The sequence below is a fragment of the Pseudomonas sp. SED1 genome, assembly GCF_034044025.1.
Lineage (GTDB): Bacteria > Pseudomonadota > Gammaproteobacteria > Pseudomonadales > Pseudomonadaceae > Aquipseudomonas.
Window position 1 is genome coordinate 1 of the sequence record NZ_JAXCIS010000031.1, and the last position, 22,475, is coordinate 22,475.

At 60.9% G+C, this 22,475-nt stretch carries 21 protein-coding genes; 8 read left to right on the forward strand and 13 right to left on the reverse strand.

The genetic code is table 11. The features are described from left to right. Positions 1-18: 18 nt before the first annotated feature. On the reverse strand, positions 19-1,086 hold the full coding sequence (locus tag SNL23_RS03915) for an NAD(P)-dependent alcohol dehydrogenase (RefSeq protein WP_318301662.1): 1,068 nt from the start codon (positions 1,084-1,086) through the stop codon (positions 19-21). A gap of 148 nt (positions 1,087-1,234) precedes the next feature. Between SNL23_RS03915 and SNL23_RS03920 the strand changes: the two genes are divergently transcribed. The 3 genes from SNL23_RS03920 to SNL23_RS03930 all read left to right on the forward strand — a co-directional run bounded on the left by SNL23_RS03920 (position 1,235) and on the right by SNL23_RS03930 (position 4,425). After that, entirely contained in the window at positions 1,235-2,131 is an 897-nt protein-coding gene (locus SNL23_RS03920; protein ID WP_318301663.1) for a glyoxalase, read from the forward strand. Then, the gene (locus SNL23_RS03925) at positions 2,128-3,519 is read left to right on the forward strand and encodes an alginate export family protein (RefSeq protein WP_318301664.1); all 1,392 of its coding nucleotides are present in this window, start codon (positions 2,128-2,130) and stop codon (positions 3,517-3,519) included. Before SNL23_RS03920 ends, SNL23_RS03925 begins: the two co-directional genes overlap by 4 nt. 87 nt (positions 3,520-3,606) lie before the next feature. Further along, positions 3,607-4,425, forward strand: coding sequence for an alpha/beta fold hydrolase (locus SNL23_RS03930; protein WP_318301665.1), 819 nt, complete (start codon positions 3,607-3,609; stop codon positions 4,423-4,425). Positions 4,426-4,484: 59 nt separating this feature from the next. On the opposite strand, the gene SNL23_RS03935 is transcribed toward SNL23_RS03930, so the two are convergent. Beyond that, positions 4,485-4,901, reverse strand: a complete 417-nt coding sequence (locus SNL23_RS03935) for a DoxX family protein (RefSeq protein WP_318301666.1) — start codon at positions 4,899-4,901, stop codon at positions 4,485-4,487. 107 nt (positions 4,902-5,008) lie between these two features. Continuing rightward, on the reverse strand, positions 5,009-5,884 hold the full coding sequence (locus SNL23_RS03940; protein WP_318301667.1) for a LysR family transcriptional regulator: 876 nt from the start codon (positions 5,882-5,884) through the stop codon (positions 5,009-5,011). Positions 5,885-6,060: 176 nt separating this feature from the next. Here SNL23_RS03940 and SNL23_RS03945 point away from each other — a divergent pair, with 176 nt between their 5' ends. Beyond that, the gene (locus tag SNL23_RS03945; RefSeq protein WP_318301668.1) at positions 6,061-7,059 is read left to right on the forward strand and encodes an NAD(P)H-quinone oxidoreductase; all 999 of its coding nucleotides are present in this window, start codon (positions 6,061-6,063) and stop codon (positions 7,057-7,059) included. Positions 7,060-7,073: 14 nt separating this feature from the next. Here the strand turns inward: SNL23_RS03945 and SNL23_RS03950 are convergent, their stop codons facing one another. Next, positions 7,074-7,973 (reverse strand): LysR substrate-binding domain-containing protein, encoded by a 900-nt coding sequence (locus SNL23_RS03950; protein ID WP_318301669.1) that lies wholly within the window; start codon positions 7,971-7,973, stop codon positions 7,074-7,076. Between the two features lie 101 nt (positions 7,974-8,074). Here SNL23_RS03950 and SNL23_RS03955 point away from each other — a divergent pair, with 101 nt between their 5' ends. Next, the gene (locus tag SNL23_RS03955) at positions 8,075-8,680 is read left to right on the forward strand and encodes a glutathione S-transferase (RefSeq protein WP_167665553.1); all 606 of its coding nucleotides are present in this window, start codon (positions 8,075-8,077) and stop codon (positions 8,678-8,680) included. Positions 8,681-8,686: 6 nt separating this feature from the next. Here the strand turns inward: SNL23_RS03955 and SNL23_RS03960 are convergent, their stop codons facing one another. Together SNL23_RS03960 and SNL23_RS03965 are read right to left on the reverse strand one after the other, a co-directional pair. Beyond that, positions 8,687-9,811 (reverse strand): alkene reductase, encoded by a 1,125-nt coding sequence (locus tag SNL23_RS03960; RefSeq protein WP_318301670.1) that lies wholly within the window; start codon positions 9,809-9,811, stop codon positions 8,687-8,689. 95 nt (positions 9,812-9,906) lie between these two features. Beyond that, a complete protein-coding gene (locus tag SNL23_RS03965) occupies positions 9,907-10,584 on the reverse strand; it encodes a type 1 glutamine amidotransferase domain-containing protein (protein ID WP_318301671.1) in 678 nt (225 codons plus the stop codon). A gap of 167 nt (positions 10,585-10,751) precedes the next feature. On the opposite strand from SNL23_RS03965, the gene SNL23_RS03970 reads away from it, so the two are divergent. After that, complete coding sequence (locus tag SNL23_RS03970) at positions 10,752-11,708, forward strand: GlxA family transcriptional regulator (RefSeq protein WP_076016387.1); 957 nt, start codon at positions 10,752-10,754, stop codon at positions 11,706-11,708. Positions 11,709-11,712: 4 nt separating this feature from the next. Here the strand turns inward: SNL23_RS03970 and SNL23_RS03975 are convergent, their stop codons facing one another. Continuing rightward, a complete protein-coding gene (locus SNL23_RS03975) occupies positions 11,713-12,219 on the reverse strand; it encodes a GNAT family N-acetyltransferase (RefSeq protein WP_029616027.1) in 507 nt (168 codons plus the stop codon). A gap of 190 nt (positions 12,220-12,409) precedes the next feature. Between SNL23_RS03975 and SNL23_RS03980 the strand changes: the two genes are divergently transcribed. Beyond that, on the forward strand, positions 12,410-13,279 hold the full coding sequence (locus tag SNL23_RS03980) for an undecaprenyl-diphosphate phosphatase (protein ID WP_017475366.1): 870 nt from the start codon (positions 12,410-12,412) through the stop codon (positions 13,277-13,279). Positions 13,280-13,391: 112 nt separating this feature from the next. On the opposite strand, the gene rtcA is transcribed toward SNL23_RS03980, so the two are convergent. From rtcA to SNL23_RS04000, 4 genes are all read right to left on the reverse strand, one after another. After that, the gene (gene rtcA, locus SNL23_RS03985; RefSeq protein ID WP_318301672.1) at positions 13,392-14,417 is read right to left on the reverse strand and encodes an RNA 3'-terminal phosphate cyclase; all 1,026 of its coding nucleotides are present in this window, start codon (positions 14,415-14,417) and stop codon (positions 13,392-13,394) included. Positions 14,418-14,426: 9 nt separating this feature from the next. Continuing rightward, complete coding sequence (locus SNL23_RS03990; protein ID WP_318301673.1) at positions 14,427-15,221, reverse strand: nucleotidyltransferase domain-containing protein; 795 nt, start codon at positions 15,219-15,221, stop codon at positions 14,427-14,429. A 36-nt stretch (positions 15,222-15,257) separates the two neighbouring features. Further along, entirely contained in the window at positions 15,258-16,484 is a 1,227-nt protein-coding gene (locus tag SNL23_RS03995; RefSeq protein ID WP_318301674.1) for an RtcB family protein, read from the reverse strand. Positions 16,485-16,816: 332 nt separating this feature from the next. Continuing rightward, positions 16,817-18,367, reverse strand: coding sequence for a vWA domain-containing protein (locus tag SNL23_RS04000; protein WP_318301675.1), 1,551 nt, complete (start codon positions 18,365-18,367; stop codon positions 16,817-16,819). A gap of 204 nt (positions 18,368-18,571) precedes the next feature. On the opposite strand from SNL23_RS04000, the gene rtcR reads away from it, so the two are divergent. Beyond that, the gene (gene rtcR / locus SNL23_RS04005; protein ID WP_076016392.1) at positions 18,572-20,179 is read left to right on the forward strand and encodes an RNA repair transcriptional activator RtcR; all 1,608 of its coding nucleotides are present in this window, start codon (positions 18,572-18,574) and stop codon (positions 20,177-20,179) included. A 58-nt stretch (positions 20,180-20,237) separates the two neighbouring features. Here the strand turns inward: rtcR and SNL23_RS04010 are convergent, their stop codons facing one another. Beyond that, entirely contained in the window at positions 20,238-21,365 is a 1,128-nt protein-coding gene (locus tag SNL23_RS04010) for an IS481 family transposase (RefSeq protein ID WP_214499979.1), read from the reverse strand. Positions 21,366-21,455: 90 nt separating this feature from the next. Continuing rightward, on the reverse strand, positions 21,456-22,373 hold the full coding sequence (locus SNL23_RS04015; RefSeq protein WP_412104154.1) for an ADP-ribosylglycohydrolase family protein: 918 nt from the start codon (positions 22,371-22,373) through the stop codon (positions 21,456-21,458). Positions 22,374-22,475: the final 102 nt, after the last annotated feature.

The window sequence follows — 22,475 nt, forward strand, 5'->3', positions numbered from 1 at the left end:
AGGTTCTGCGGTGATTAATCAGGCCGCGTTCTTTTCTTTCTTCAAGCTCTCGATATCGATCACAAACCGATACTTCACATCCCCCTTGAGCATCCGCTCGTAGGCTTCATTGATGCTCTGGATGTCGATCATCTCGACGTCCGAGACAATCCCGTGCTTGGCGCAGAAATCCAGCATGTCCTGGGTTTCCTGGATGCCGCCGATCAACGATCCGGCCAGGCTGCGGCGCTTGAAGATCAGGTTGAACACGGTCGGCGACGGGTGTGGGCTGTCCGGGGCGCCTACCAGGGTCATGGTGCCGTCGCGCTTGAGCAGGTTGAGGAAGGCATCGAGGTTGTGAGACGCAGCCACGGTGTTGAGGATGAAGTCCAGGGAGTTGGCAACCTTGGCCATTTCATCCGGGTTCTTCGACACCACCACTTCGTCGGCACCCAGGCGCAGGCCGTCTTCGCGCTTGTTCGGCGAGGTGGTGAACAGCACCACGTAGGCGCCCATGGCGTGGGCGATTTTCACCGCCATATGCCCCAGGCCACCCAGGCCGACGACGCCAACGCGCTTGCCCGGCCCGACGTTCCAGTGGTGCAGCGGTGAGTAGGTGGTGATGCCTGCACACAGCAGCGGCGCGACCGCCGCCAGGTTGCTCTCGTCATGGGAGATGCGCAGGACGAACTTCTCCTTCACCACGATAGTGTCCGAGTAGCCGCCGAACGTGTTTTCGCCGCCAAACACCGGGCCGTTGTAGGTGCCGGTGAAGCCGTTTTCGCAGTACTGCTCTTCGCCTTCGGCGCAGGATTCGCACTGCTGGCAGCTGTCGACCATGCAGCCGACACCGGCCAGGTCGCCTACCTTGAATTTGCTGACATTGGCGCCCACCGCCGTCACCCGGCCAACGATTTCATGGCCCGGCACCGACGGGTACAAGGTGTTGTGCCATTCGTTGCGCACGGTATGCAGGTCCGAGTGGCAGACGCCGCAGTAGAGGATGTCGATTTGCACGTCGTCGGCCCCGGGGGCGCGACGCTCGAATGTGAAGGGCTTGAGTGAATCCTTGGGATCCCTGGCGGCATAGCTGTAAGTCTTGGCCATTTCGTTCACCTGCGTAATCAGACGTTGAAGTCAGTTGACCAGCATAGACGCTGAACCGTTCAACCGAGCACGTCCATACAATCCGCCGGGCGGCCCGGTCCCTAAGCTGACGGCTTTCGATCACGCTAAAGAGTGCTGGAGAGTGGGCATGCGCAAGAAAGTAATGACGATACCGCTGGCCTTGACGTTGTTGGCCGCACAGATGATGGGCAGCGCGTTTGCCGCAACCCCGAACGTAGCCGTGGCGCCGCAATATGACACCAGTCACGTCTACGTCGCCCCGGCTGACGTGGACCGCTTTGCTCAGAGTTTCCTCGCCACATTCGGCGGCAAAAGCACGCCCCAGGTGGTGGTGAATGTCCTGCCGGTGCCCAGCAGCACCACCTCGCAACTCCTGCAGACACCGGCGGGCACGGTGTCGCTGTTCGGCTTCACCACACCTGTCCCGCACCCGTTCGGCCAGGAGCGCAACGGCTACCTGGTCAAGGACATGGATGTTGCACTCAAGGCTGCCCGGGAAAATGGCGCGGCGGTGATTGTCAGTGATTTTCCCGACCCCATCGGCCGTGATGCGGTGATCCAGTGGCCGGGCGGTGTGAACATGCAGCTCTACTGGCACACCAAGGCCCCGGATTACGCGGCGTTCCAGACCGTTCCGGAGAACCGCGTGTATGTCTCCAGCGACCGCGCCGACACGTTCATCAAGTCCTTTGTCGGGTTTTCCCACGGCAAGGTCCTGGCCGATGACAAGCATGCCCCGGCGGTGGAGATCGGCCAGGCCAGCGGCAGCTATCGGCGCGTCGACATCGAGTCGCCGTTCGGACGCATGACGGTACTCGTCACCAACGGCCAACTGCCCTACCCCTTCGGCCATGAAACCACTGGCTATCAGGTGGCCGACCTGACCGAGACGTTGGGCAAAGCCACTGGCTCCGGGGCCAAGGTGCTGGTTCCGGCGTTTGAGAGTAAGGGCCGGCGCAGCGCGCTGGTGGAGTTCCCGGGCGGTTACGTGGCGGAAATTCACCAGCTCAGCCGCGCAAAATGATCCGCAGCACAGGCTGGGGCCTGGCGGTGCTGTGGCCGCTGCTGGCAGCCAGCGCCCACGCTGACGATCAAGTGACGCGGCCAGCGATCAAAGCCAACCGTTGGCAGGAAGACTGGTCCGTGCTCAAGGACCCAACGCTGCGCACCCAACCCCTGGACAGCCTGAAGTACATCCCGCTGTCCAGTGCCAACCCGCTCACTTACCTGTCCCTGGGCGCGACCTTGCGCGAGCGCTTCGAGATGAATGACGCGGGCGGTTTCGGCGTGAAGAACGTGGCCCGTGACCGTTACCTGATCCAGCGATTTCAGGTGCATGCCGACCTGCATCTGAATGAAAACTGGCGGGTGTTCACCCAGCTGGAAGACGCCCGGGCCTATGACAAGACCTCAATCGGCGGCGCCGACCAAAACCGTGTCGACCTGCGCCTGGCCTTTGCCGAATACATCAACACCTTCAGTGCCGGCACGTTCAAGGGCCGCATCGGCAGGCAGGACTTTGCCTTCGACTTGCAGCGCTTCATCTCGTCACGGGATGGGCCGAATGTGCGCCAGTCCTTTGATGCGCTATGGGCAGACTGGGAAACCTCGAACTGGCGTTTTATCGGGATCGCCAGCCACCCGGTGCAGTACCAGGACGAGCGGCACTTCGACGATAAATCCAACGCTGACGCGCAGTTTCACATGCTGCGGGTCGAGCGGTTGGTGGGTGGCAAAAATGAGCTGTCGGCCTATTACGGGGTGTATGAACGCAGCGATGCCCACTACCTGGACGGCGACGGCGATGAAAAACGCCAACTGTTCGACGCGCGATTGGGCGGCGCGGCCCTGGGCTTTGACTGGGACATTGAAGCCATGCTGCAAGGTGGCTCGGTGGGGCACAAGGATATCCGTGCCTGGGGTGGCGGCAGCCGCGTGGGCTACACCTTCGACAGCCTGGCCTGGACACCGCGCCTGGGGCTGCAGATGGATATCGCCTCGGGCGACCGCCACGCCGGTGACGGCACAGTGGGGACGTTCAACCCGCTGTTCCCCAATGGCTACTACTTTTCCCTGGCGGGTTATACGGGCTACAGCAACCTGATTCACGTCAAGCCGTCGATCACCGTCAAGCCCATCGCCAAGCTCAGCGTTCAGACCGCCGTGGGCCTGCTCTGGCGGCAAACCACCGCAGACGCGGTCTACACTCAGCCCAACCTGCCGGTGGCCGGAACCGCAGGCCAGGGTGAACGCTGGACCGGCGCCTATGCTCAAGTTCGCACCGACTACGGGTTTACCCCCAACCTCACCGGCGCCGTCGAAGCCGTGCACTACGCGGTCGGCCAGACGCTGCGGGATGCCGGCGGGCATGACAGCAATTACCTGGGGGTCGAGCTCAAGTTCAGTTGGTAAACCCAACCAAGCACACCCGTACAAGCGCTGCCAGCGCCTGTTCGACAATAGTCAGCCTTTGCCTTCGTACTCACCCAAGGAGTTTCCATGAGCACTTTACTCACCAGAGACGGCACCGAAATCTACTTCAAGGACTGGGGCAGCGGTAAACCCGTGCTGTTCAGCCATGGCTGGCCGCTGGACGCGGACATGTGGGAATACCAGATGGAGTACCTGAGCAGCCGTGGCTACCGCACCATCGCGTTTGACCGTCGTGGCTTTGGCCGTTCGGATCAACCCTGGACCGGTAACGACTACGACACCTTCGCCGACGATATCGCCGAACTGATCAACCACCTGGACCTGCAGGACGTGACGTTGGTGGGCTTCTCCATGGGCGGTGGCGACGTCGCCCGCTATATCGCGCGCCATGGCAGCGCGCGCGTCGCCGGCCTGGTGTTGCTGGGGGCGGTGACGCCACTGTTCGGCCAGAAACCCGACTACCCGCAAGGTGTTCCCAAGGATGTGTTCGACGGCATCAAGGCCGGCTTGCTGAAGGACCGCGCGCAGTTCATTTCCGACTTCAACACACCGTTCTTCGGCATCAACAAGGGCCAGAAAGTCTCCGAGGGCGTACTGACCCAGACCTTGCAGATCGCCCTGCTCGCCTCGCTCAAGTCCACCGTGGATTGCGTCACTGCGTTCTCGGAAACCGACTTCCGTCCAGACATGGCCACGATCGACGTGCCAACGCTGGTGATCCACGGTGATGGCGATCAGATCGTACCGTTCGAAACCACCGGCAAGGTGGCCGCCGAGATGATCAAGGGCGCCGAATTGAAGGTGTACAAGGATGCGCCACACGGCTTCGCGGTCACCCATGCCGAAGCCTTGAACGCCGACCTGCTGGCGTTCCTGAAGCGCTGAAGCAATTGCATCACCCTGCTCCACTCCTTTTGGCCGGGTTTGCACCCGGCCTTTTTTATTCAGGCGTAACGCAGCGCGCCGACCCACCGCTGGTTGAACGCTATTCGCCCGGGCCCGGCAATCAGGATGCTGGTGAAAATGATCAACAGCAGCCAGCCAAACTGCCCTTCGAGCAGTGTCCATTGCGGATGCACCACCAGCATGGCAATCCACAGCACACTCAGGATCGGCAAGCAGGCCAGGCGCACCAGCACCCCGGCAATGATCAACAGTGGGCACAGTACTTCGGCGAAAATCGCCAGCAGCAGTGTCACGCTCGCCCCCAGGTGAAAAGGATCCTCGATCACCTTCAACTGTTCGCCATAGTCCAGCAGCTTGGGCAGGCCATGGACCCACAGCAGGAACAATCCCCCGCTGACCCGCAAAAACAGCAGCCCTAAATCCCGTGCCCCGTCATCCCGTAGTAATGCGTTCATAAGCGACCTGTTCCCGTGACGTTCACCGACGTTTTTACGCCGGAACCGGGGCCGATTGTGCGGCCACGGACGCCTCGGAAATTGCAGCGATGTGCTGACCTGGGACCTTACTCACCCGTGTCGGCAAACCCGGCGACGATCTCATCGATCACCACCCGCACCCGCGCGGTGTGCCGCAAGTCGGCGTGGGTCACCAGCCACACATCGTAGGGCAACGGCCGCGTACGCTCCGGCCACAGCCGCACCAGACCTTCCCGTTCGCCGGTAATCAGCGGAATTTCACCGATGCCCAGGCCCGCAGCGATGGACCGGCGCACCAGCAGGCTGGAACTCATGGCCGCAACGATGCGCCCACGGCCCAGGGGCTCGGAGACCAGGGTCATGTCTTTCTGGCTTTGCAGGTGCGGCTCGTACACCACCAGGTCGTGCCCTTCGAACACGCTACCCGGCTCCGGTACGCCGTGACGGTCGATATACGCCTGCGAGGCAAATAGCCCCACCGGCCAGCGGGCGATGCGCCGGGCGATCAGGTCGGGATTGTCCGGGCGGGTGTTGCGCACGGCGATGTCGGCTTCACGCTTGGCCAGGCTCAGGATCTGGGTCGAAGCGTCCATCTGCACGCGCACGTCAGGGTGCGCGTCGTGCAGCCGGGCGATGGCCGGGATCAAGAAGTCGATGGCCAGGGAGTCGGTGGTGGTGACCCGCACGGTGCCGGTCAGGCGGTCGTCCAGGCCCTGGACCTGACGTTCCAGGTCAATGGCCGAACGCTCCATTTTCTCCACTGATTGCAAGGCGGCCTCACCCACGGCTGTCAGCGCATAGCCTTCGGAGGTGCGCAAAAACAACGTCGCGTTCAAGGACTTTTCCAGGGCATTGACCCGCCGCCCCACGGTGGCCTGATCCACCCCCAGCACCCGCGCGGCACCGCGTGATGTGGACTCGCGGCACACCGCGAGAAATACCCGGGCATCGTCCCAGTTCATGGATTCTCCCTGCGATGCAGTTTTGCATCATCGTGACGTGTAATCGCAGCATTATTGCATCACTCATCACGGCTATGCTGGGCACCAGAGAAAATACCCAGGATCGCCAGCAGGCTGAACCGCCCGGTACCGGGCGCGGTCCCAACCCATACGTTCATTGCTACAGGTGCGCTCAAATGACTCTGCCCCACGAAATGACCCTGATCGAAATCACCAGCCCCGGCGGCCCCGAAGTCCTGCAACCACGCCAGGAGCCGGTACCTGTTGCCGGCCCCGGCGAAGTGCTGATCCGCGTACACGCCGCCGGCGTCAATCGCCCGGACGCCCTGCAGCGCGCCGGCACGTACCCGATGAAACCCGGCATGAGCCCGATTCCCGGGCTGGAAGTGGCCGGTGTGGTGGTCGCGCTGGGCGAAGGCGTCAGCGAGTTCGCGTTGGGCGACAAAGTCTGCGCCCTGACCAATGGCGGCGGGTATGCGCAGTACTGCGCAGTGCCCGCCAGCCAGACCTTGCCGGTTCCCGATGGCCTGGACTGGATTCAGGCGGCAGCGATCCCGGAAACCTTCTTCACCGTGTGGGCCAACCTGTTCGGCATCGGCGGCGCGCAAAAAGGCCAGCGCGTGCTGATCCACGGCGGCACAAGCGGCATCGGCACCACCGCGCTGATACTCTGCCGCGAGTTCGGTATCGAAGCGTTCGCCACCGCCGGCAGCGCAGAAAAATGCGCCGCCATCCGCGAGCTGGGGGCCGAGCCGATCAACTACCGGGAACAGAATTTCGCAGAGGTCATCGCCGACAAAACCGCTGGCAAGGGCGTGAATGTAATCCTCGACATCATGGGTGGCTCCTACCTGAACGACAACATCAGCGCCCTGGCCATGGAAGGTCGACTGGTGATGCTGGGCTTCCTGGGCGGCGCACGCGCCAAGGACATCGACCTGCTGGCAATTCTCGGCAAACGCGCGATCGTTACCGGCTCGTTGTTGCGCTCACGCACCCGGGAAGAAAAAGCTGCGATTGCCGCACAACTGCGCGAATACGTGTGGCCGGTGCTGTCGGCCGGGCGCTGCCTGCCGATGATCGATGAGGTGTATGCCTACACCGACGCCGCGAAGGCCCATGCGCGGATGGAAGGTGGTGATCACATAGGCAAGATTGTGTTGCGGGTGGACTGAAAAAACGCTGCGGGTCAGGCCTGGGGTTTCAACAGGGCCTGATACGCTTGCGCCTCGGCGAACAACCACTCGGAAAACTCCCGCCGCTTGTTCGCCGCACGCTCCCGTGTCGGCCACACCAGCCAATACGGATAAGGGTACGGTGCGGTGATCTCACTCAACTGCACCAACTCACCTCGCCCAATGGCGTCCTGCACCAGGCTGCGCCGATCCAGCGCGATGCCCTGCCCCAGCCGCACCGCCTCCAGCACCAGGTTCGAATCGTTGCTGCACAGGCCCTGACGCTCAACCGCCATGTCCACACCGGCCGCCTGGCACCAGGGCAGCCAGGATTCGGTGCTGTGAATTATCCGGCTCTCGATGATCTGCACAGGCGTGCACGGCAGATGCCCACCGTTAAAGTGTGGCGCCGCGACCACCACCTGTTCGTCATGGAACAGTAACGTCTGCTCCACGCCCTCCCAGTCGCCCTTGCCCATGCGAATGCCGATATCCACCGACTCCTGATGCAGGTTGGAAACCGTCAGGCTGGCTTGCAGGCGGATGTTGATGTCCGGGTAACGCTGCTGAAACGCCGGCAGCCTGGGGATCAACCACGCGCGGGCAAACGAGGGGATGACGGCCACCACCAGTTCGCCCATTTTCGGCTGGGCCTGGATCGCCCGGGTAGCGTGCTCAATGTCCGCCAGCGCCTGGCGGATTTGCAGCGCGTACAAACGGCCATCCTCGCTGACACGCAGACCGCGACCTTCACGCACAAACAGGGTAAGGCCGACCATCTCCTCCAGCGCCTTGATCTGCTGGCTGATCGCCGAGTGGGTGACGTGCAATTCCTTGGCGGCCAGGGTCACGCTCCCAAGCCTGGAGGTGGCTTCGAAACTGCGCAGTGCGGTCAAGGGGGGGAAAGCGTTCATGTAAGCGCGGCTAACCTTTCGTGATAAAAAAGATCGATATTTCAGGGTTGAATCCACCGATAAAGTAATCTGAATTTAACACTGCGGTAAATGGAGGCTTCATGAAACTGGTCGGAATGCTGGACTCGCCCTACGTGCGCCGCGTGGCAATTTCCCTGGAGCTGTACGGTGTCGCGTTTGAACACCAGGCACTGTCGGTGTTCAGCACCTTCGATGAGTTTTCCAGGATCAACCCGGTGGTCAAGGCACCGACGCTGGTGCTCGACGACGGGACGGTGCTGATGGATTCCGGCCTGATCCTCGAATACCTGGAAGCCCTGGCGCCGGCTGACAAAAAGCTGTTGCCCCAGCAAACAGTGACACTTGCCCGGGATCTGCAAGTGATCGGCCTGGCGCTGGCCGCGTGCGAAAAAACCGTGCAGATCGTCTACGAACACCACCTGCGGCCCGCCGAAAAACTGCACCAACCGTGGATCGACCGCGTGACCGGGCAACTGCTGGAGGCTTATTCGTTATTGGAGGCGTTGGTGGCGGCGCGCGACAGCAACGCGCCGCTGACCCAGGCGAGCCTGACGGTGGCGGTCGCCTGGTCCTTCACCCAGCTCAAGATAGCCAACGTCGTGAAGGCCGATGCGTTCCCGCACTTGCAGCGCCATGCGGCACGTGCGGAACAGCATTCGGCGTTTCACAAGTACCCGACCGAGTAGCACCATTTACCCGGCGTACACCGGGTAATCGGTAAAGCCCACTTCCGTGCCGCCATACAGGCCGGCAGCGTTCAACGGGTTCAGCGGCCAACCGTTGAGCAGGCGCTGGGGCAAGTCGGGGTTGGCAATGTATGGCCGGCCAAATGCAATCAGGTCCGCCAGCCCCGCCTCCACCAGTCGCACGCCGCGCTCTGCGGTGTAGCGGCCGGCGTAGATGATGCGACCGGTGAAGGTGTCGCGCACAGCCCGGCGGAACGACTCGGGCAATTCCGGTGCGTTGTCCCAGTCAGCCTCGGCGATGGACACGTAGGCGATGCCGGTGGCCTCAAGTATCTTGATCGCCTCAATGTAGGTGTGATGTGGATCCTCCTCGACCAGGCCAATGTAAACCCGATCCTGATCAGTGCCGCTGAACAACGGCGCAAAGCGCACACCCAGGCGTTCCGGGCCGACCACTTCGGCCACCGCCTCGACAACTTCCCGCAAAAAACGCAGGCGATTGTGCAGCGAGCCACCGTATTCATCTTCGCGCTGGTTGGAATGCGCCGAGATGAACTGGTTGACCAGGTAGCCGTTGGCCGAATGAATCTCCACGCCATCAAAGCCGGCGGCCAGTGCGTTTTTTGCAGCCTGGGCATACAGCCCCACCAGTTCCTTGACCTCGGCAGTAGCCAAGGCGCGGGGCTCTGGCGGCTGCACCAACTCACCGGTGCCGGGCCCGGTTGCAACGAATGCCTTGGCTTGCTGCGGCTGGATCGCCGACGGCGCGACGGGTGCTGCGCCGTCGGGTTGCAGATCGTGATGGGACACGCGGCCCACATGCCAAAGCTGGGCGAAGATCACGCCGCCTTCGGCATGCACGGCATCGGTCACGGTACGCCAGCCGTCGATCTGCTCCTGCGTGTAGATGCCCGGAGTCCAGGCATAACCCTGGCCGCGAGGCTCGATCTGCGTGCCTTCGCTGACCATGAAGCCGGCGGTGGCGCGCTGGCGGTAATAGAGCGCCATCAAGTCCGTGGCGATATCACCGGGCTGGGCACTTCGCTGGCGGGTCAGTGGCGGCAGGACGATGCGGTTTTTCAGGGTGTGGTGCCCCAGTTTGATCGGGGTACCTAAAGCGCTGTTACTCATGATGGGGGTTCCAGAAGCGAATTTCGGGCGTGCAGAAGTGGCCGGCTCCCGCTCAGGGGAGCCGCCAACCACTTACTTTTGGGGGATTTAGCGGGTTACGCGGTCAGCTTCAACAGCGCTTTGGCCACGTCGCTGGAACTGGCAGGATTCTGCCCGGTGACCAGCAGGCCATCTTCAATCACAAAGGACTGCCAGTCGGCACCCTTCTCGTACTTGCCGCCCAGTGCCTTGAAATCATCTTCGATCAGGAACGGCACCACGTCGGTCAGGCCAACCGCGGCTTCTTCCGAATTGGAGAAGCCGGTGACGCGTCGACCCTTGACCAGCGGTTCGCCGTTGACGGCCTTGACGTGACGCAAGGCACCCGGCGCGTGGCACACAAAGCCAATCGGCTTGCCGGCACGCTCGAAGGCTTCGATCAGGGCAATGGAGGTTTTCGACTCTGCCAGGTCCCACAGCGGGCCGTGGCCGCCTGGGTAGAAAACGGTGTCGAAGTCGCCGGCGTTGACCGAGTCCAGCTTCAGCGTGGTGGCCAAGGCCTGCTGGGCCGCCGGGTCGGTGGCGAAGCGGCGGGTCTGGTCGGTTTGCGAATCCGGCAGGTCGCTGACCGGATCCAGCGGCGGTTGCCCACCGGCTGGCGAGGCCAGGGTCACATCGGCCCCGGCGTCCTTGAACGCGTAGTAGGGAGCAGCAAATTCTTCGAGCCAGAAGCCGGTCTTGCGGCCGGTGTCGCCAAGCTGGTCGTGAGAAGTCAAAACCATCAATACTTTCATGTGCCAGTGCCTCGGGGTGATATGGGTTGGAATGGAATGAAGCTTAGGAGCCTGGCCAAAACCGCACAATGTCATGTCCGCAAGGATTCCGGACATTGTGCCAAGCCGGTTGCCGTTTACCGGTTACACGCCGACAATCACCGCTCCGCGCCCCTTGGAGAGATGAGATGCACAGCATTGCGCTGATGGTTTACCCGAACTTTCAATCCCTCAGCCTTAGCCTGGGCTCGGTGTTCGAGTGCGCGAATCTGCTGCGGGGCGAGCAGGCCTATGAGTTTCACCTGGTGTCGGAGAGTGGCGGCCCGATCATGACGTCCCAGGGGTTCTCGGTGAACAGCACACCGATCCGGCCCGAGGGTTATGACACATTGATCGTCAGCGGCTACCTGGAGTTCCAACTGCCTGATGCCAACCTGCTGAAGCTGGTCCAGGCGGCCTCCAAGCAATCCCGACGGATTGCTTCGCTGTGCATGGGCATCTTCGTGCTGGCCGAAGCCGGGTTGCTCGAGGGCAAGCGCGCCACCACCCACTGGCTGCATGCGCCGGCGTTTGCCAAGCGCTACCCGCAGATTCGCCTGGAGGAAGACAAACTGTTCGTCGTCGACGGCCAGATCTGGACCGGCGCCGGCATGAGCGCCGGGGTGGACCTGGCGCTGGCGATGGTGGAGAACGATCTGGGCAGCGACCTCGCCCGCCGCATCGCGCGCAAGCTGGTGATTGCCCAGCGGCGTGGCAGCGAACAGTCGCAACTGTCGGCGCTGCTGGAACTGGACCCCAAATCCGACCGTGTGCAGTTGGCCCTGGCCTATGCCCGGGAGAATCTGACTCACGACCTTTCGGTCGAAGCGCTGGCGGCCGTGGCGCGGCTCAGCCCGCGCCAGTTCAGCCGGGTCTTTCGCGAGGAGACCGGGCAAACCCCGGCCAAGGCCATCGAGTCCCTGCGAGTAGAAGCCGCGCGAGCGATGATGGAGACCAGCCGCCATCCGGTGGAAGTGGTCGCCCGCGAGACCGGGTTCGGCGATCGCGAGCGCATGCGCCAGGCGTTCCTGCGCGCATTCGGGCAACCGCCTCAGGCGATGCAGGCGGCGCTGTTCAGTGCAGGGGCTGGCGCAGCGTTCAGCTGATGCCTCAGTGCAACGCCGCCCGGGTCACGAGGAAGCTCAGCAGGTTCGGTTCATCATCCAACTCAATGGCCTGCACCGGACGGGGCAGGTTATCCAATACCGTGCGCCAGAACGCCTGGCTCACTTCATCCTGATCATAGAAACGCACCAGCCAGTTCGCCTCGCCACTGCTCAAGACCTGAGTGGCGATGGCGCGGCCAATTCCTTTGCGGCGATAGCGTTTCAAGATGAACAGGTCTGCCAGTTCCAGCGCGTCGATCCCCGGGAGTTCGCTGCCTTCGATCAGCAGAAAACCTGCGATGAAGCCATCGACCAATAGCAGGTTGGCGCTCCACTGCGGGTCCTCCCAGTAGCGGGCCAGGTGCTCCTCATGGATGTAGAAACGCCCGTCCACCTCGACGTCTTCCTGTTCCCAGTCCGAGGACTCGTAGGCGTAGAACTGGTAAAGATTGGCGATCAGCGCGGCATGTTCCGGGCCGGTTTCGATCAATTCGACGGTGGTATCGGGGATTGCAGGCATGGGCATCTCGGCAAAAAAACAGGGCGCCATTGTCAACAAAAGCCACCGGCAATGCCAATACATCGGCGAAGCTTTCTAGTTGCTGAACCGATCGCACTTTTCTCTTGTCAACGACAAAATCATTACAAAGTTAGACTAAACTCCGCGCCACTTCCCTCCCTTCGTTTTCAGGATAAGTACTTTGACAAACGTCTGCACCAGCGGCCTCGATGTCGGCTTTGCGTCCCTGGATTACCTGCAAATCGGCATTCTGGGCATCATTCAGGGCATCACCGAATTGCTGCCCGTGTCTTCCACCGCCCACATGCGCATCGTGCCCGCCCTGCTCGGCTGGCCGGATCCCGGCTCGGCGTTTTCCGCGGCCATGCAGTTGGCTGCCTTGGCGGCAGTGGTCAGTTACTTCTGGAAGGATGTGCGCCAGGTCACCGTGGGCAGCATCAGCGCGGTGCGCCAGGGCGACTACAACAACCAGTGGTTCAAGCTGGCGGTGGCGATTGTGCTGGCGACGATTCCGATTGGTATCGCCGGAATTGCCTTGTCGTCGACGCTCAACTCCTGCAACTCGCCGTTGCGCGGGCTGATGGTGATCGGAATTTCCTGCCTGGTGATGGCCGTGCTGCTGGCCGCGGCCGAACTCAGCGCAAGGCATAAGCGCACGGTGGGCGAAATGCGCCTGCGGGATGCGCTGATTGTCGGCATTGCGCAGATCGGCGCGCTGATTCCCGGGGTTTCCCGCTCGGGCTCGACCCTGACCGCCGCACTGTTCCTCAACTTCAAGCGTGAAGAAGCGGCGCGGTTTTCGTTCCTGCTGGGCTTGCCGGCGATCGCGCTGGCGGGGCTTAAGGAGCTGTGGGTGCTGTTCCACGCCGACCTGCCCGCCCATGCCTGGCCGCATTTGATCTTTGGCCTGGTGGTTGCCAGTGTCTCGGCGTTCTTCGCGATCTGGGGCCTGATGAAGTTCCTGGAGCGGTTTTCCACCTGGCCGTTCGTGATCTACCGTGCGGTGCTGGGGGTGTTCCTGATTGTGGCGGTGAGCACCGGGTTCCTGTAGGAGCGAGCTTGCTCGCGATGGTCGTTAACGATGACGCGTCCAGCCTGAATAAACACGGTGCCTGGGCGTTTTTCGCGAGCAAGCTCGCTCCTACAGTACGCGGTCGGCCAGACTACAGCGCCCGGCATTCAATCTTCAGCAATTGATGGCCTTGCTCGTGGCTCTCAATCACCACCGGCAAAAACCGCTGGATCACCGCCATGTTGCTCTGCAGGTGCTCGGTCATCCGCAGCGTGGTGAAACTGCCGCCGCCGGCAAGTGCCATCGGCAGCAATAGCTGGTCGGCCAGATGCTCGGCGACCACCGCTTCGCTGGCAAGCCACTCGAGCGCCTGCTCGATGGCCTGATCGGCCACCGCCTCTGCGCGCAACCTGGCCTGGCCAAATGCGCTGAACACTTCGGTGACGTGCGCATGTGCATATTCCACCAACAGGACATTGCCTGGCCCGTGCTCCGCGTCAAGGTTCACCGCGTGCAACTGCTCCTGCTTGATCGCCAGCCGCTGACGCACACGTTCCAGCTCGCGCTCGGCGACATGAACAGGCAACCCGGCACTCAGCGTGGTTGCTCGCGAGCCCTGCAATTCACCCCGCTCGGTGAGGTGCAACGGCATCAATGTGCTCGGATGTATAAACGCCACATGCTCGCCACCACCCGCTGGGACAAAGCCGTGACGCACCAGCGTCAACTCGACTCTGGCGCCCATCCGCCGCAATTGCGGCAACCAGGCGCGCTCAAGAAAATCCAGCGGAGGCGCCATCGGATTGTGGGTGCCTCCGCAAATACTGACGCGACTGGCTTGCGGGGCCAGCAGCAACGCCGGCAACACTGTCTGCAATACCAGGGTGCAACTGCCGGCTGTGCCGATAGAAAATTTATAGTCCCCGCCCTGGATAAGGCCAGGCTCGAACAGCAACGCCTGGGAACCCAGCTCGGCGCCTTCGACCCGGGCGCCACATACCTGGGCAGCGGCCAGAACCGCCGTCAGGTGCTGACGCAGCAACCCTGGCCGACTGCGCCTGGCACGAATATTTTTAATCCGCAGCGTGCGCCCCGTCACCATCGACAGGCTCAGGCCACTGCGCAACACCTGGCCGCCGCCGATGGCGCCGTCCAGCTCGATCAGATCCTGGTTCATATCCATTCCTTATGCGTAGTGCTTTACCGTTTCCCTCAGGTAGTGGTCCAGCAAATGAGTGTGTTCCTGGGTACGTGGCAACTTGGGCGCCTCGCGCTCCAGCTCTGCCGAGATAAACCGGTGCAACGCCGGGCGCCTGGGCCCGTAGGCGGCTTCCCCGGCATTACGTTTCAGGGCCAGCAGCGTCGCCACTTCATCCAGCAAGAGCGGATCCGTGACCGTCGACAACAGGTCGGCAAAGGTCATCGGTGGCCGTCCGAGCCCAAGGTCGATCCAGCGCACCGCCAGCAACGGCCGCAGCACATAGAAGTACTTTTTGAAGCGCACCGTGTCGCCTTGCAGGTACCCACGAAAGTTCTTCCTGGCCATCGACAAATAGTGACTGCGGGCCGCAGGCGGGCTGTAGAACGCTTCCGCCAGGGCCTGCAGGCGCGCGGTCGCAGGCGTTTCGCTGCGATACACCAGCGGCGAATCGAGCCACTCCAGCAGCGTCGGGTTGGATTTACGCAGCAGGCCGAGGGTCTTGCGCAACTCCCAGCCGCTGATATCCAGCTCGTCGTCCAGCGGACGTTCGATCACGTCCCGTGGCGCATCCACCTGGACAAACCAGTCTGGCTTTTCCACATAGACGAAACGCACGTCGTAATCACTGTCGGTGGAAGCAAAGCCCCAGGCGCGACTGCCGGATTCACAGGCATACAGCACCGTGACGTTTCGCTCGCGCTCTATGCGCTCCAGTTCGAGCAAGACCCGTTCGCGCATGGCGAGACTGAGGGGGTGAAGGTCGTCTTGTTCCCTATTCATTTTGAATGCTCCTATACAACCATCAAATTCCAGACTTTATCCCTTCACGCACACCACCTGACGCAAGGTGTGCAGCACTTCCACCAGCTCGCGCTGGGCGTGCATGACTTGGTCGATATCCTTGTAGGCCATCGGAATCTCGTCGATTACCGCGGCATCCTTACGGCATTCCACGTGGGCCGTTGCGCGCACCTGGTCGGCTACCGTGAAGGTGTTTTTGGCCTTGGTGCGGCTCATGATCCGGCCGGCGCCATGGCTGCAGGAGCAGAACGACTCTTCGTTACCCAGCCCGCGCACGATGAAACTTTTCGCGCCCATCGAACCGGGAATAATTCCCAGCTCACCCTTCTTTGCCGACACCGCACCTTTGCGAGTGACCAGAATTTCCTCACCGAAATGCCGCTCTTTTTGCACATAGTTGTGATGGCAGTTCACCGCTTCCAGCGCCACTTCAAACGGTTTGTGAATCACCTTTCGCGTCGCCTCAACCACCGCCCGCATCATCATCTCGCGGTTCTGTCGGGCAAAATCCTGAGCCCAGCCGACCGCTTCCACATAGTCATCGAAGTGCTGGCTACCTTCCTCGAAGTAAGCCAGGTCGCGATCCGGCAGGTTGGCGATGTGCTGACGCATGTCCTGTTGAGCCAATTGAATAAACAGGTTACCGATGGCATTGCCGACGCCACGGGAACCGCTGTGCAACATGAACCAGACCCGGTTGGCTTCATCCAGGCAGACTTCGACAAAGTGGTTACCCGAACCCAGCGTCCCCAAGTGTTGGCGGTTGTTGGTGTTCTTCAGTTTCGGGTACTTGTCGGTGATCGTTTTGAAGCGTGGCTGCAACGCCGCCCACACCTGGTCGGCCTGCTGCGGAACAGTATCCCAGGCACCCTTGTCACGCCCGTTACGTCCGCTGGTGCGACCATGGGGCACCGCCGCCTCGATCGCGCAGCGCAGGCCGTGGAGGTTATCCGGCAGGTCGGCGGCAGTCAGCGAGGTGCGCGCGGCAATCATGCCGCAGCCGATATCCACGCCCACGGCGGCCGGGATAATCGCGCCCACGGTGGGAATCACGCTGCCAATGGTCGAGCCCTTGCCCAGATGCACATCCGGCATCACCGCGAGGTGTTTGAAAATGAACGGCATCTTCGCCGTGTTCATCAGTTGCTGGCGAGCCTCTGGCTCAACCGGTACCCCTTGGGTCCAGAGCTTGATGGGCTTGCCGTTGGCAACTTCCAGCAGTTGGTAGGTCTTCTCTTGCATGATCTCGATTCTTTTTGTATGTGCCGCAGGCGCGGCGTTTCAAGTAAACAGACGGCGACAAAAGAGGGGTGAAACATGCGGCACGCTCTCCCGCTGAGCTACAGTCTTGCGACTGGCGGGACTCGAACCCGCGACCATTCCGTACTGTAGTTTCACCGGCATTCGCCGAGGCAATCGTAAAAAGGTGGCACGACAAAAAGTGTGACTGAGCGCCGGAACATACCGGCTTACCATAGATGTACAGCCGCAGGCATTCGTGCCGTCACTGGCGCTGACAAGGGTCTGACGAGACGTCTTGGATGTAGTCCCGTCGGCATTCAGCGCCGGTGAAATCAAACTTCTATTGCTTCAATCGCCTGCACCCAATGTTGCGCACCGTAGCGCCCTTCGGCGAACTGCGCGACCACATCAAATACCGCATCACTGAAGCCTCCCACATTCAAAATATCCTGGCGGTCTGCCGCCTGCGTGGTTGCGCCCGGCTGCATATCGATACACACCAGCCGCGCTTGCGGGTTGACATGCTTGATCAACTCCCACTGACGCATGGTTTCGGTACCGCGCTGACGCCTGGCGTCAATCCACGACTCGTTGTCAGACACCAGGATCACCGTATCCACTTTCATTTTGGCCCCGGCAATTTTCGCCAGCGGCGCCGAGCAGTTAGTCCCGCCTCCGCCGATAGCGGCCAGCTTCTGCGCATTGCCCATCACACTGTCACGCGGGTTGAGCCGGATATCCACCACATGGTTTTCAAACGGCATCAAGCGTGCGTCTGGCTGCTTGCGCAAGATCGCCGCGCCGATCAAGGCCGCCACATCGATGCAACGTACAGCGCTCGTGGCACCCTCGCGATACCCGGTGACCGGGTTGTGCATCGAGCCCGACACATCAGGGCAAACCACCACCGAGCCCTGCAACACCGGCACGTTGGCCAGGGACAACTCAAGAGCGTCCTGCAGGGCTTCACGCACGCAGGCCGGTACGTCATCCCCCGCCATGCGATACGCCGCCAGCAACTGGTACGGGTAAACCCGCGCCTTGGCGATCGCCTCTGCATCAGCCAACCGCGCCGCTACTTGCCATGCGAACCCTGGCACCTCGAACGCGCCTTGGCGTGCAAAGGTATTAAGGTTCATGCGCAGGGCCTGCCAACCCATGTTATCGGCCTGGGCAGCCCATTGTTCTTTGCTGAGCTTCTCGTTTCCAAGCAACTGGAACGGTACCGCCGGCACCTCAGTGGTCGAACCACTACGAAAGGCGAGCAAGGCCCGAGTCAGCTCCGGCAAGGCTTGCACATCCACCGGCCGCCCGATCAACCAGGCGAAGAACGCTTCACGCCATGGTTCAGTGGGCTTGGGGTGAACCATTTTCACCACATCCGCCAACGATGGCTGATTACCGACTGACGCCTGCAAAAGCTGACGCTCCGTCGCAGTGTTCAACCAGTTCTGCACCAGGCGCTTGGGCTGCGAGCCCAGGGACTTGCGCCCCGTCACACCGCTGCGCAGGATTTGCACGAAGTTGCGCAACATCTTGCCGCTGTCCACCACCTGTTCGAACACCTGCGGCACCATCACCGAACGTTGGGCCACCAATGCGGCCAACAGCAATGCCGGCATGTCTTTCATGTGGCCTTGGCGGCGGGCGTAGCACGCAACCTTGGCGATATAGCGGCTGTCCAGCTCGCTGGCCAACTGCAACACGCTCTCCAGCTGGCTTTCGGCCGAGGCGTGGAAGGTCTGGTTCAGGCAACCGGTGACTGCCAACTGGGCCAGCTTGTGCTTGGCGCTGTAGGCATAAGCCGGTACCTGTGTAGCGTTCAAGGTGTCGCATGCAGGCAATTTCGCCTGCTGGGTGTTGAAGATCTGGGAGTTGGCCATCGTGGCGTCTCGCTCTGTTGTGTGTTCCGTTGCGAGAGTTATTGCAGCTGCCATGCCAGGTTTTTGTTTTCGCCGATAAATATTCTTATCTATTTGTTTTATATGAATATTTTTAATTTAGATAACTAATCAGCTCGACTGCAATGACAATTCCTTCAGAAATTACTTATCCTTACATATCGTCATCTATATTTTGGTATCGCCATGATTCAAAAGCGCACGGTCGCCATTGGTTTTATCGGTTCAACCTTGGACCGGGTCGGCAAAGGTGGCAATCGCTGGAACCATTGGCGGCCCAGCGTCGGCCTTTGCCAGCAGCAGGAAGTATTGATTGATCGCCTGGAGCTGATTCACGGTGTCGACGCACGAGACATCAGCCTCGCTCAGCGGGTACGCGACGACATCCAGCAGGTATCGCCGGAAACCGAGGTGCGGCTGCACCCCATGCACCTGAAGAACCCTTGGGATTTCGAGGAGGTGTACGGCGCACTGCACGACTTCACCACCGGCTACCGCTTCGATACCGACCACGAGGATTACCTGGTCCATATCACGACCGGCACCCACGTTGCGCAAATCTGCTGGTTCCTGCTGACGGAAGCGCGCTATCTGCCAGCCCGCTTGATCCAGACGTCCCCGGCTCGCCGCCGCAACGAAGAGGAACGCGCCACCGGCACTCATGCGCTGATCGACCTCGACCTGTCGCGCTACGACCGCATCGCATCACGCTTCGCCCACAAGCGCCTGGAAAGCCTGGCCTTCCTCAAATCCGGAATCGCCACACGCAACCCGGCCTTCAACCGCTCCATCGAACAGATCGAACGCGTGGCCGTGCGCTCCAAGGCGCCGATGCTGCTGATCGGCCCCACCGGTGCCGGCAAGTCATTCCTCGCGCGGCGCATCTACGAACTCAAGCGCAGCCGGCATCAGGTCCAGGGACGTTTTGTTGAAGTGAACTGCGCCACCTTACGCGGCGATGGCGCGATGTCGGCGCTGTTTGGCCATATCAAAGGCGCCTTCACCGGCGCCCAGAACGCCCGCGATGGTCTGCTCCGCGCAGCAGACGGCGGCATGTTGTTCCTGGATGAGATCGGCGAACTGGGGCTCGACGAACAGGCGATGCTGCTCAAGGCGGTCGAAGAAAAGCGCTTCTTCCCTCTCGGCGGCGACCAGGAAGTCACCAGCGACTTCCTGATCATCGCCGGCACCCACCGCGACCTGCGCGGCCGCGTCGCGGAAGGGCTGTTCCGCGAAGACTTGTACGCCCGGATCAACCTTTGGACATTCGACCTGCCGGGCCTGGCCGGGCGCCGTGAAGACATCGAACCGAACATCGACTTCGAACTGGAACGCCACGCCCGCGAACAGGGCCAAGTGGTGCGCTTCAACCTCGAAGCCCGGCGGCGCTACCTCGCCTTTGCCTGCTCCAGCGAAGCGGCCTGGCTGGGCAACTTTCGCGAACTGTCTGCCTCCATCACGCGCATGGCCACTCTGGCGGACAGCGGGCGCATCGACGAAAGCCAGACCCAGGAAGAAATCGACCGACTGCGTTATGCCTGGGGCCTGGAGTCGCCGCAAAACGATTGGCTGTCACGCCTGGGCGTCGATACCGAACTGGACCTGTTCGACCAACTGCAACTTAACGCCGTGATCGAAACGTGCCTCCAGTCCGACAGCATTTCCGATGCCGGACGACGCTTGTTCGGCGTCTCCCGACAAGCCAAGGCGCAGCCGAACGATGCCGACCGACTACGCAAATACCTGGCGCGATTTTCGATTGAGTGGAAACAGTTGGCGGAGTTGAAGGGCTGACGGATACTGTACGGACCGGACACATGGTGGACACATGTGCGGGGACATGGTTGACACATTATGAACCGTAATCAGGCTGTTTCACGTCGATCGTTCGCAAAAAATGATGGCAGAAATAGACGTCAAATAGCCCGTCACTTTCAGTGTTGGGACGTAGTGCGATGTGATGTCCGGCCAGGCCTTTGGCGATCCTGAAATAGCGCTTCTGAAACTTAAATCGGCTGTGATAAACCTTGGCCTTTAAATCGTCCGGCCCGTACTCAAACGCTAAAAGCGTCTCCGGATAAGCCCAGGGGCTTTCTCGGTATCGGTCCATTGGAACCTTGTAACCCAGGGCTTGATGAGGGCGTTGATGGTTATAAACCTCTCGCCATTGATCGAGATTTGTTTGCGCCTCTGCAAGCGTCCGAAAATGGCGGCCGTTGAGCACTTCAGCCTTGAGTGACCGATGAAATCGTTCGATTTTTCCATTGGTTTGAGGGTGGAAAGGCCGACTGAAACTTACTCTGATACCCAGGCGAACGAGCCAGATACTCAGTTCCGTGATCTCCCCCGGATTACGCGGAGAGCCCCATGGGGGCCCGTTATCGACGTTGATGCGAGCTGGTAAACCGTAGCGCCGAAAAACTGCGATCAACTGCTCCTGTACCGTGGCTGTGCGCTCGTTGGCACAGGCTTTGATTGCCAAGTTGAAACGAGAATGGTCATCCAAAACAGTTAGCGGATGGCATCGGCCTTGTTGCGTTGGGAAATGCCCTTTGAAATCCATCTGCCAAAGATCATTGGGCGCGTCGTGTTCAAACCTCAACCTTGCTGCCTGTAACTCTTTCGGGACCGTTTGAACCAAACCATGGCGATGTAAGACATTGGTGACAGTGCTAGGAGCGATACGCTTATCTAACAGATTGCTGATCGTGCGGCCGCCCCAGGCTGGATGCTCCCGCCTAATTGCCAAGACTTCAGTCTCCAGCGCGGGCTCGGTAAGTTTTGGGCTAGTGGCTGGCCTGCGGGATTTCTCCAGCAGACCTTGCTGGCCTTGTTCTTCGTAGCGACCGAGCCACTTGTACGCGGTTTGGGGACTGATACCGAACCGTCGACACAGTTCTCGTTTATTGCTGCCGGGTTGCCGGGCTAAGGCAACGAACTCTTTTTTCAGGCTCATGGCGTCTCTCGTATTCCAGGGCATGATGGTTTTCCGGCGTAGTTAGTTCGCCGAAAAGTGTCCACCATGTCCCCGTACACCCGTCAACCATGTGTCCGGTCCGTACACGGATACCTAAAGTGCCGCTGCCTGGCCTTGTGCCGCCTGAAACAACGCGTCGGCAGTCTCCTGAATCTCTTCACGCTGCCACAACTTGCCCAACCACTCGATCGGAATACCCTGCACACCGTAATACGCACCCGCCAGTTGACCCACGATCGCTGCCGTAGTGTCGGCGTCATCCCCCAGGTTTGCCGCGGCCAGCACGGCCTCGGCAAAGCTCTCGGCGTGATGAAAACACCATAGCGCCGCCTCAAGCGAAGCCACCGCGTAACCAGAACCAACGATGTCGCTGCGCGCCTTATCGAGGTAGTGCCCATCAGCAATGTCCACAACTTTGGGTTCGCTCAAGTCCAGATAGTCAACCTTTAGTACCTGCGCTTTCGAATCCCCACGCAGCGCATTGGAAATACACTCCGCCAGCACCAGGCAGCACTCAATCGCCTCCAACGCGCCATGGGTAGTGCGGGAACTGTCGACGGTAAACTCCCGCAAGCGCTCGGCATCTGGGAAACAGAACAGAACCACCGGGCTCAGGCGCATCATTGACCCGTTACCCGCCGAGTACGGGTCGGTGGAGCCCGCGAACGGATCGCCTGTGTGCTGATACTTCGTCAATGCATCACGAACGGTTGTGCCGATATCGAAACACTCCCCCGTAGCACTCAGGTAGCCCCACTTCCACCAGTTCAAATAACGCCCCATCTGATCGCCAGCGTCAAAACCATTCTTGCGCAGCAGGCTTTCGGCCAGACACAGCGCCATGGATGTGTCATCCGTCCACTGGCCAGGCAAAAGCTGGAACGGCCCACCACCCACCATATCGGTGACCGGGGCAAACGAACCTCGGCGCATGAACTCAACCGTGGTCCCTACTGCATCACCACAGGCCAGCCCAAGCAGGCTGCCGCGGTAACGGTCTGAAAGCTTCATCAACACCACTCCTTTGCACAAATAACACCCTAACCGCAGAACCATACCGGAGCTTTCTGTTCTGTGGGTCATCGCGCATTTCTATGGGAAATTTCCTACTCA

Bases quoted from the DNA above. Each gene is read 5' to 3' on its own strand.
- SNL23_RS03915 (WP_318301662.1), bottom strand. From the start codon at position 1,086: ATGGCCAAGACTTACAGCTATGCCGCCAGGGATCCCAAGGATTCACTC.
- SNL23_RS03920 (WP_318301663.1), top strand. From the start codon at position 1,235: ATGCGCAAGAAAGTAATGACGATACCGCTGGCCTTGACGTTGTTGGCC.
- SNL23_RS03925 (WP_318301664.1), top strand. From the start codon at position 2,128: ATGATCCGCAGCACAGGCTGGGGCCTGGCGGTGCTGTGGCCGCTGCTG.
- SNL23_RS03930 (WP_318301665.1), top strand. From the start codon at position 3,607: ATGAGCACTTTACTCACCAGAGACGGCACCGAAATCTACTTCAAGGAC.
- SNL23_RS03935 (WP_318301666.1), bottom strand. From the start codon at position 4,901: ATGAACGCATTACTACGGGATGACGGGGCACGGGATTTAGGGCTGCTG.
- SNL23_RS03940 (WP_318301667.1), bottom strand. From the start codon at position 5,884: ATGAACTGGGACGATGCCCGGGTATTTCTCGCGGTGTGCCGCGAGTCC.
- SNL23_RS03945 (WP_318301668.1), top strand. From the start codon at position 6,061: ATGACTCTGCCCCACGAAATGACCCTGATCGAAATCACCAGCCCCGGC.
- SNL23_RS03950 (WP_318301669.1), bottom strand. From the start codon at position 7,973: ATGAACGCTTTCCCCCCCTTGACCGCACTGCGCAGTTTCGAAGCCACC.
- SNL23_RS03955 (WP_167665553.1), top strand. From the start codon at position 8,075: ATGAAACTGGTCGGAATGCTGGACTCGCCCTACGTGCGCCGCGTGGCA.
- SNL23_RS03960 (WP_318301670.1), bottom strand. From the start codon at position 9,811: ATGAGTAACAGCGCTTTAGGTACCCCGATCAAACTGGGGCACCACACC.
- SNL23_RS03965 (WP_318301671.1), bottom strand. From the start codon at position 10,584: ATGAAAGTATTGATGGTTTTGACTTCTCACGACCAGCTTGGCGACACC.
- SNL23_RS03970 (WP_076016387.1), top strand. From the start codon at position 10,752: ATGCACAGCATTGCGCTGATGGTTTACCCGAACTTTCAATCCCTCAGC.
- rtcA (WP_318301672.1), bottom strand. From the start codon at position 14,417: ATGAACCAGGATCTGATCGAGCTGGACGGCGCCATCGGCGGCGGCCAG.
- SNL23_RS03990 (WP_318301673.1), bottom strand. From the start codon at position 15,221: ATGAATAGGGAACAAGACGACCTTCACCCCCTCAGTCTCGCCATGCGC.
- SNL23_RS03995 (WP_318301674.1), bottom strand. From the start codon at position 16,484: ATGCAAGAGAAGACCTACCAACTGCTGGAAGTTGCCAACGGCAAGCCC.
- SNL23_RS04000 (WP_318301675.1), bottom strand. From the start codon at position 18,367: ATGGCCAACTCCCAGATCTTCAACACCCAGCAGGCGAAATTGCCTGCA.
- rtcR (WP_076016392.1), top strand. From the start codon at position 18,572: ATGATTCAAAAGCGCACGGTCGCCATTGGTTTTATCGGTTCAACCTTG.
- SNL23_RS04010 (WP_214499979.1), bottom strand. From the start codon at position 21,365: ATGCCCTGGAATACGAGAGACGCCATGAGCCTGAAAAAAGAGTTCGTT.
- SNL23_RS04015 (WP_412104154.1), bottom strand. From the start codon at position 22,373: ATGAAGCTTTCAGACCGTTACCGCGGCAGCCTGCTTGGGCTGGCCTGT.